Genomic DNA, 6,656 nt, shown 5'->3' on the forward strand with positions numbered 1-6,656 from the left:
GCTATCAAATGCCCCGTTTCCGCTTTAAGACCCCAGTGTTTTCAAGGCTTTGCGGGTTTTGTCAGTTATTCCCACTCAATTGTGGCAGGGGGCTTGCTGGTGATGTCGTAGACGATCCGATTGATATGAGGGACCTCGTTGACGATGCGAACGCTCACCCGGTCCAGCACCTCATAGGGGATGCGGGTCCAGTCGGCGGTCATGAAGTCGGTGGTGGTCACGGAGCGGAGGGCCAGGGTGTAGTCATAGGTCCGGCCGTCGCCCTGGACGCCCACGGAGCGCATGTTGGTCAGCACAGCGAAGTACTGGTTCATGGTGCCCTCCAGATTGGCCTTGGCAATCTCGTCCCGGAAGATGAAGTCCGCCAGCCGCAGAGTGTCCAGCTTGTCCTTTGTGATCTCGCCGATGACCCGGATGGCAAGACCGGGGCCAGGGAAGGGCTGGCGCATCACCAGATACTCCGGCAGGCCCAGCTCGCGGCCCAGCTGTCGGACCTCGTCCTTAAACAGCATCCGCAGAGGCTCGATGATCTCCTTGAAGTCCACATAGTCCGGCAGACCGCCCACGTTGTGGTGGCTCTTGATGACGGCGGCATCGCCGGTGCCGGACTCGATGACGTCGGGATAGATGGTGCCCTGCACCAGGTAGTCCACCTGACCGATCTTCTTGGCCTCCGCCTCAAAGACCCGGATGAACTCCTCGCCGATGATCTTGCGCTTGCGCTCCGGCTCGGAGACGCCGGCCAGCTTGCCCAGAAACAGCTCCTCGGCGTTGGCGCGGACAAAGTTGATGTCCCACTTCCGGAAGGCGGCCTCCACCTCGTCGCCCTCATTCAGGCGCATAAGGCCGTGATCCACGAATACGCAGGTCAGCTGACTGCCCACGGCCTCGGCCACCAGGGCCGCGGCCACGGAGGAGTCCACGCCGCCGGACAGGGCCAGCAGCACGCGGCCGCTGCCCACCTTTTCCCGGATCTGCCGGATGGCGGTCTCCTTGTAGTCGCCCATGGTCCAATCGCCTTTAGCGCCGCAGACCTCATACAGGAAATTGCGGATCATGTTGGTGCCGTGCTGGGTGTGGTTGACCTCGGGGTGGTATTGGACGCCATAGAAGCCCCGGTTCTCATCACAGATGGCCACATTGGGGCAGGCGCCGGAATGGGCCACCAGGGAGAAACCCTCGGGGACCTTCTCCATATAGTCGCCGTGGCTCATCCAGGTGATGCCCTGGCTGGGCAGGCCCTTGAAGAGCTTGCAGTCCGTGTTGAAATAGGTCTCGGTCTTGCCGTATTCCCGGGCGGAATCATCCGCGGCGGCGGTGACTCTGCCGCCCAGGTTGTGGGCCATGAGCTGGCAGCCGTAGCAGATGCCCAGAATGGGCACGCCCCAGGTGAAGACAGCGGGGTCCACTTGGGGGGATTTGGGATCATAGACGCTGTTGGGACCGCCGGTGAAGATGATGCCGATGGGGTCCATGGCCTTGATGACATCCAGAGACGTGGTGTAGGGCTTTACCTCGCAGTAAACGCCGCACTCACGGACCCGGCGGGCGATCAGCTGGTTGTACTGGCCGCCAAAGTCAAGAACGATAACGGTTTGGTGGGACAAGGGAACTTCCTCCTTTGGCTGAGAAATTAGGATGGGACCTCCGTGCCGCCCCACTCCACCGCGGTGAAGCCGGAACGGTCAAAGGCGGTCAGGGTTTGCTCGGGAAGCTCGACGGGAGCATCCAGCGGCTTCCAGGCCATGAATACCCGCAGGAGGCTGTCCGGCTCCGGATCGATGGAGAGGACGGCGCGGTCCGTGTAGGCGGCGGACTGGAAGGAGATCAGGTTATAGGGATTGGCCTCCATTTGGGGAAGCCAGTAGACGATGAACTCATTGGCCTCCCGGCGGGTCAGGCCCAGCTGGGCCAGGGCGTCCTCCAAAAAGGCGGCGGTGTCCCCTCCGGGGACGCAGAAACCCTCGGAGAGATCGTATTCCGCGTCAGAGACACCCTCCCAATAGAGGTAATTGTAGGATTTTCCGGCGGCGTCCGTCAGGGTGCCGTCCGGCTGGGCGGTGACGGTCCAGCCGCTGTCATAGGCGGGATAGGTGCAGGTCAGCTCACCGCCCCAGTCCAGCGTGACCGTGACCTCCGTTTCCGCTTCCGGATACAGATAGATGACGGGCTTGGCGGAGAGCGCCTCCTCCCGCGTGGCCCGGCAGCCGGACAGCAGGCCGCAGGCAAGGACCAGCAAAGCAAAAACAGCAGGGAACTTTTTCATGAAAATGCCTCCTTTTTCAAAATGTACCTGTTGATACAGACGAAAAAAGACGGCAGTTGGTTCTGCGGATCAGCCCTCGTTCCGGAATACGATGTTGCCCGGCTCGGCGGACTCGATGATGGCCAGGGACTTCAGGTTCACACCGGCAGCCCGGAGACGGTCGCCGCCGCCCTGGAAGCCCTTTTCCACGGCGCAGCCGATGCCCACCAGGGTGGCGCCGGCGGCATTCACGATGTCGCACAGGCCCCGCATGGCCTCGCCGTTGGCCATGAAGTCATCGATGATGAGGACCTTGTCGTCAGCGCTCAGCCACTCCTTGGAGACCAGCAGCGTGACCTTTTTCTTATAGGTGTAGGAGAAGATATCGCTCTGGTACAGGCCGCCCTCAATGTTGTCGCTCTTGGCCTTCTTGGCGAAGATCATGGGCTTGTGAAAGTGGTGGGCCACCACGGCGGACAGGGCGATGCCGGAGGCCTCGGCGGTGAGGATCATGGTGACCTCGTCCATGTTGAAGTGCTTGCCGAACTCCTCTGCGATATGGTCCATCAACTCCGTGTCGATGCGGTGGTTCAGGAAGCCGTCCACCTTGATGATGTTGCCGGGCAGGACCCTGCCCTCTTTCACGATGCGGTCCTTCAGTTCCTGCATTTGAAAATCCCCCTCGTTGTATGTGTTGTTCGCGCCTGTAAAAATGGTGATAGCATCTTTATTATCTCGAATCACGGACCGTTTTGCAACTGTTTTTCCACACAAAAACAGCTTTTCTGTGTCCAAATGACTCGTACATATTATCGTATAATATGGACAAAAGCGGCGAAAAACCGCACCGTGGATGGACACGGCGCGGTTTTGGCAGATTTATTTGCCCTCCAGCTTGTCGGCGGCGGCGTCCAGCCAGCTGCCCTGGAAGGATTCGATATCCCCGGCGTCGGTGAGGGCGGCCAGGGCGGGATCGATGGGCATCTCCGCCAGCACGGGCAGGTTGTGGCGCGCGGCGGCCTCGGCGGTCTTTCCCTCGCCGAAGAGGTGGATCTTCTTGCCGCAGTCCGGGCAGGCCACATAGCTCATATTCTCCACCAGGCCCAGAATGGGGACCTCCATCATCTCCGCCATCTTCACGGCCTTCTCCACCACCATGCTCACCAGCTCCTGGGGGGAGGCCACGATGATGATGCCGTCCAGCGGGATGGACTGGAACACGGACAGGGACACGTCGCCGGTTCCGGGAGGCATGTCGACGAACAGATAGTCGCAGTTCCACAGCACGTCCGTCCAGAACTGCTGGACCACGCCGGAGATCACGGGGCCGCGCCAGATGACGGGGTCCGTCTCATTGGGCAGCAGCAGGTTGGTGGACATCATCTGGATGCCGGTGCGGGACTCCATGGGGTAGAGGCCCTGCTCGCTGCCCATGGCCTGTCCATGGACACCGAAGGCCTTGGGGATGGAGGGGCCGGTGACGTCGGCGTCCAGGATGCCCACCTGGTAGCCCCGGCGGCGCATGGTGACGGCCAGCTGGCTGGTGACCATGGACTTGCCCACGCCGCCCTTGCCGGAAACGACGCCGTAGACCTTGCCGACCCGCGCTGCGGGATTGTGCTCTTTCAGCAGGGACTGGGACTCCTGCCGCTCGCTGCAGCTCTCGCCGCAGGTGGAGCAATTATGGGTGCATTCGCTCATAATGTCTGTAACTCCTTTTTGCTTTCATATAATAAATCGTATAAACAGATCAGCAAAGAGTATCTTATACCTGTTATAGCGCATCCGTCAACCGTTGAATGGAAACTTCGCCGTCTCCGGCAAAGAGCTCCGCCTCCCGGCTGTGGCAGGTGAACAGCAGGATCTGCCGTTTTTTCGCGGCCTCTTTCAGCCAGCGGAGGGCGGCGGCGCAGCGGGCGTCGTCAAAATTTGCCAGCGCGTCGTCCAACACGATGGGGACGGCTTTTTCCTCCGGCAGGACCAGATCGCAGATCGCCAGCCGGACGGCCAGATACAGCTGGTCCGCCGCCCCCTTGGACAGCAGCGGCGCATCCCGGTATACGCTGTCTCCGGCGGGCTCCGCCGACAGGCGGAAGGCCCGGTCCAGGACCACGCCGCTGTACTGCCCTCCGGTGAGTTCACCGAAGATCTCGGCGGCCCGGCGGCCCAGAGCGGGGGAGAAACGGTTTTGCAGAGCAGCGTTTGCGCCATCCAAGGCGCCCATCGCCATTTGGATGGCATCGTACTCCGCCTCCAGAGCGCCGATCTGCGCGGACAGGTGCTGGGCGGCGGAGCGCAGGACCACAGGATCGCCCATGGCGTGGAGCTGACCGGTCAAACGGTCGGCGGCGGATGCTGCCATGGACAGCTCGCCGCGGGTGCGCTCCAATTCCGCGGTGACATCGGCACGGCCGCGGGGCGGAGGAGACATGGGGGCGGAGAGGTCTCCGGAGGCGGGGGAGACCTGCTGCTTTTGCAGGTCGCAGCGCATCCGGGCCTCCCGGGCGGCAGATTCCGCCTCTGCCAGTTCCCTGCGGCGGACAGCGCAGGAGCGAAGCAGACTGTCGGCAGTGGGGATATCAAAGGCGGCGGGGGCAAAGCGGCGGACTTCCAGCAGAATGCCCTGCTCGTTGGCGGAAAGGGAGGCATAGAGGGCCTCGGCAGTGGCGGACTTGCCGGCGGCGTCGGTCTGAGCGGCGTCCCGGGCCTCCAATAAGTTTAGATAGGCGTTTGCCATTTCCGCAATGGCAGCGGGATCAGCGGTGCCAAAGCGCTTTTCCAGGACGGCGTTTTGGGCGGACCGCTTGGCCCGCCGCCGCATCTTATCGGCGGCCATGACGGACGCGAAGTCCAGCACCAGAAAAACGGCGATGGCGGCGGGGAGATGCCAGGGATACGCGGCAAGAGACTTATCAAGAAAGTATCCAACAGCGGCGGCGGCGATAAAACCGACAATATTTACGAGAAGGCTGGGCCCCCTGTTCCAGTTTGCGGGCACTGGAGCTTCGGCGGATTCCCGGCGGGCCTGCTCCGCTGTCTGACCCGCGAAGGGACTCTCGCTGACAGCGGTTTCGGCCCGCAGCAGGGCCTTTGCCGCCGCATCCCGCTCAGCCCGGGCCTTATCCAGAGACTTCCGCACCGTTTCAAGATTGACGATGGCGCCCCGCAGACGGCCGATGGTGTCGTTTTCCGGGATACGCTCCTCCTCAATGCGCAGGCGCAGGCTGGCGGCGCGCTGCTCGGCCTGCACGGCGGCGCATTCGGCGGCGTTTATGGATTCCCGCTGCTGGGCCGCCTCCCATTGATCGTGATAGGCCAGCTCGGCGGCGAGGGCAGCCTCCCGCCCTGCGAGGGAATCTGCCTGCGCGCGGGCCTCAGCCAGCTGGCGGGCTAGATGCTCTGTTCCGGCGATCTGCTCTTCAATCTCCCGCAGTTCTGCCTCCAGGGCGGGGATCTGTCCGGTTTTATTGTGTCGGCGGCGGTTGAGCTGCTTTTTTAAGGCGTCGGCGGCTTCGGAATACGAGGTGTCCTCCTCACCGGAGGTGATGAGGGAGGCGATACGGCGTTCCAGGCCGGCGTCCTGGCTGATAGGGAGCCCGGCCTGCCGGATGAAGGCGCTGCGCTCGAATACCTCCCGGCTGACGCCCAGAAGCGTTTCCCCGCAGAGGGGACCGGAAAGGCCGGGGACGGCGTCGCCTGTGCCTGCATAGACCACCTGGAGGTCCCCCATGGGGGCGGCCTGCCGCCGGGTGGTCCGCGTCAAGGTCAATTCCCCCTCCTGGACACGGCAGTCCAGCCGCCCGGACATGGCGGCACCGGACCAGGGGGCATAGCGGTTTTTGTCAGCAATGAAACCGTTCCTATCCCGTTCCCGGCTGTTGATACCGTACAGCATGGATATCAGAAAAGCGCACCAGGTGGACTTTCCGGTCTCATTGGGGGCTTGCAGAATATTCAGGCCCTCCTTCAGCTCCAGAGTGCGGCCTTGGAGCTTGCCGAAGGTGGCAGTCATACGATGGATCAGCAGAAAAATCACTCCCGTGTATACAATCTATATAATAGAGCATTATAGCACTGAACGCTTGATTTGCCCAGTCCGTTTTCTGTTTTGCACAGAGGTATTACCGAAATAAGCGGGACGAATCGTTGATATGAAAAAAAGGGAAAAAAGATAGAGAAAAGTGTTGACAAATCGAGTATGGTCTGGTATTCTAACAAAGCTGTCTGACAGCGATGTTCCGGATGTGAACCGCTCAGAAGTCTTTGAGAAAAGATAAAAAAGTGGTTGACAAATGAAGGAATGCCTGTTATAATAGCAATGTTCCGCCGGAAATGGCGTGTACCTTGTAAATTAAACAACGTAACGAAAAGAAAGCACCAGACGGGACGCTTTTGTGTGAGAAATCACAGG

Annotated in this window: 5 protein-coding genes; all 5 read right to left on the reverse strand. The window is 61.2% G+C overall.

Features of this window, described 5'->3' with window-relative positions:
• Window positions 1-65: 65 nt before the first annotated feature.
• Window positions 66-1,607 carry a glutamine-hydrolyzing GMP synthase gene (gene guaA / locus Q0Z71_RS16975; protein WP_298025366.1) on the reverse strand — a complete coding sequence of 514 codons (1,542 nt, stop codon included), beginning with the start codon at window positions 1,605-1,607 and terminating at the stop codon, window positions 66-68.
• Window positions 1,608-1,633: 26 nt separating this feature from the next.
• The gene (locus tag Q0Z71_RS16980) at window positions 1,634-2,266 is read right to left on the reverse strand and encodes a hypothetical protein (RefSeq protein WP_298025368.1); all 633 of its coding nucleotides are present in this window, start codon (window positions 2,264-2,266) and stop codon (window positions 1,634-1,636) included.
• A 69-nt stretch (window positions 2,267-2,335) separates the two neighbouring features.
• The gene (locus Q0Z71_RS16985) at window positions 2,336-2,914 is read right to left on the reverse strand and encodes a xanthine phosphoribosyltransferase (RefSeq protein WP_298025370.1); all 579 of its coding nucleotides are present in this window, start codon (window positions 2,912-2,914) and stop codon (window positions 2,336-2,338) included.
• A 210-nt stretch (window positions 2,915-3,124) separates the two neighbouring features.
• A complete protein-coding gene (locus tag Q0Z71_RS16990) occupies window positions 3,125-3,946 on the reverse strand; it encodes an Mrp/NBP35 family ATP-binding protein (protein ID WP_298025373.1) in 822 nt (273 codons plus the stop codon).
• Window positions 3,947-4,019: 73 nt separating this feature from the next.
• Window positions 4,020-6,257, reverse strand: a complete 2,238-nt coding sequence (locus Q0Z71_RS16995) for an ATP-binding protein (RefSeq protein ID WP_298025376.1) — start codon at window positions 6,255-6,257, stop codon at window positions 4,020-4,022.
• Window positions 6,258-6,656 lie beyond the last annotated feature (399 nt).

Origin of the sequence: uncultured Dysosmobacter sp. (assembly GCF_947631635.1) — a bacterium.
Lineage (GTDB): Bacteria > Bacillota > Clostridia > Oscillospirales > Oscillospiraceae > Oscillibacter.

Excerpts from the sequence above, each read along its gene's own strand:
- Q0Z71_RS16980 (WP_298025368.1), bottom strand. The coding sequence starts at position 2,266 with ATGAAAAAGTTCCCTGCTGTTTTTGCTTTGCTGGTCCTTGCCTGCGGC.
- Q0Z71_RS16985 (WP_298025370.1), bottom strand. The coding sequence starts at position 2,914 with ATGCAGGAACTGAAGGACCGCATCGTGAAAGAGGGCAGGGTCCTGCCC.
- Q0Z71_RS16990 (WP_298025373.1), bottom strand. The coding sequence starts at position 3,946 with ATGAGCGAATGCACCCATAATTGCTCCACCTGCGGCGAGAGCTGCAGC.
- Q0Z71_RS16995 (WP_298025376.1), bottom strand. The coding sequence starts at position 6,257 with ATGACTGCCACCTTCGGCAAGCTCCAAGGCCGCACTCTGGAGCTGAAG.